This is a genomic window from Nguyenibacter vanlangensis (assembly GCF_013376155.1).
In the GTDB taxonomy this organism is placed as follows: Bacteria; Pseudomonadota; Alphaproteobacteria; order Acetobacterales; family Acetobacteraceae; genus Gluconacetobacter; species Gluconacetobacter vanlangensis.
In genome coordinates this window covers 1-1,812 of sequence record NZ_JABXXP010000574.1, presented here as the reverse complement: position 1 = coordinate 1,812, position 1,812 = coordinate 1, and the positions used below count along the sequence as shown (strand labels likewise).

General features: G+C 69.0%; 2 protein-coding genes. Both read left to right on the top strand.

Annotated features, from left to right (window positions below; all coding sequences use genetic code 11):
- The coding region (locus tag HUK84_RS16795) for an aminotransferase (RefSeq protein ID WP_176641297.1) at window positions 1-951 on the top strand (951 nt) is incomplete at its 5' end.
- A gap of 198 nt (window positions 952-1,149) precedes the next feature.
- Window positions 1,150-1,812 (top strand): TolC family protein (locus tag HUK84_RS16790; protein ID WP_176641296.1); only part of this gene is annotated, 663 nt, incomplete at its 3' end.

Sequence of the window (1,812 nt, the reverse complement as noted above, 5' to 3'; positions counted from 1 at the left end):
CGCTTCTACGGCTTGGCGGTCGACCCGGCGAGCGAGGTGGTCGTCACCTCCGGCGCGACCGAGGCCCTGACCGCCTCGCTGATGGCGCTGGTCGATCCGGGCGACGAGGTCATCCTCCTCGAACCGCTCTACGACACCTATGCCCCGGTCATCCGCGCGCTGGGCGCCATCCCCCGCCCGGTGCGCCTGACGCCGCCGGACTGGTCGCTGCCGCGCGCCGAACTGGCCGCCGCCTTCGGGCCGAAGACCAAGGCGCTGATGCTCAACTCGCCGATGAATCCGACCGGCAAGGTCTTCGACCGGGACGAACTCGGCTTCATCGCCGGCCTGCTGGCCCGCCACGACGTCTACGCGATCTGCGACGAGGTGTACGAACATCTCACCTTCGGCACGGCGCGCCACATCCCGCTGATGACCCTGCCGGGCATGCGCCCGCGCTGCGTGCGCATCGGCAGTGCGGGCAAGAGCTTCTCGCTGACCGGATGGAAGGTCGGCTACGTCACCGCGCCCGCGCCGATCGCCGCCTGCGTGGCCAAGGCCCACCAGTTGCTCACCTTCACCACGGCGCCCAACCTGCAGCGCGCGGTCGCGATGGGGCTGGACAAGGACGATGCCTATTTCGCCACGCTCGCGGCCGACATGCAGGCCCAACGCGACCTGCTGTCCCGCGGGCTGCGCGCGGCGGGCTTCACCGTGCTGCCCTGCGACGGCTCCTATTTCGTCGTGGCCGATATCCGCTCGGCCGGCTTTGCGGGCAGCGATGCCGCGTTCTGCCGCGCGCTGACCGAACGTTGCCGCGTCGCCGCCATCCCGGTCTCGGCCTTCTATGACAGCGCGGACCCGCCGGACCATCTGGTGCGGTTCGCATTCTGCAAACAAAAGCCGGTCCTGACCGAAGCCGTCGCGCGCATCCATGCCGGCCTGCCCGGCCTGCTGCAGGCCGGTGCCTGACGGCACGGCATCGTCCCGCCTCCGGCGCGGCCGATCGTTGACGGGCTTGCCGAAATCCGCGTATCCGTCAGCCTGGTCCGCATCCGGTGGATCGGGTCTCGCCGCCGATGTCCCGCAAATTGCCGATGTCTCGCAAATGAATGTCCTTATACAGGCTGATACCTGCGCCGTGACGTGGATAGGGTCGTGAAAAACCGAATGAAAGCTCCTTTCGCCGCGGCTTTCGGCGCCGCCGCCGCCCTTCTGTCCCCGTCGGGCGCCGATGCGCGCCTGTCCGTGGACGCGGGCCCCGTCCCGGCCGGTTTCGTGCCCCACACCCTGGCCCAGGCTCTGGCTGCGGCCTACCTGACCAATCCCACCCTGCAGCAGGAACGCGCGACCCTGCGCGCCCAGGACGAGGACGTGCCCAAGGCCCTCGCGGGCTGGCGGCCCCAGATCTCCGGACAGGTCGGCGCGACCTATTTCAGCGGGCAGAGCAATTATCGCGGAAATGACGCGTTTCTCGGCTATTCCCGCACCTATTCGACGCCGGGCTACACGGCCGGCGCCAGCATCCAGCAGCCGATCTACCAGGGCGGCAAGACCACGGCCTCGACCCATCAGGCGGTCAACAAGGTCATGGCCGAACGGGCCAACCTGATCTCGGTCGAGCAGAAAGTCTTCCAGGACGTGGTCGGCGCCTATGTCGGCGTGGTCCAGGACACGGCGCTGCTCAAGATCAACCAGGGCAACGAACAGGTGCTGGCCGACCAGTTGCGGGCGACCGAAACGCGCTTCCGCGACGGCGAAATCACCCGGACCGACGTGGCCCAGGCCCAGGCGGCGCTGGCCGCGGCCACCTCCCAGCGCCAGCAGGCCCAG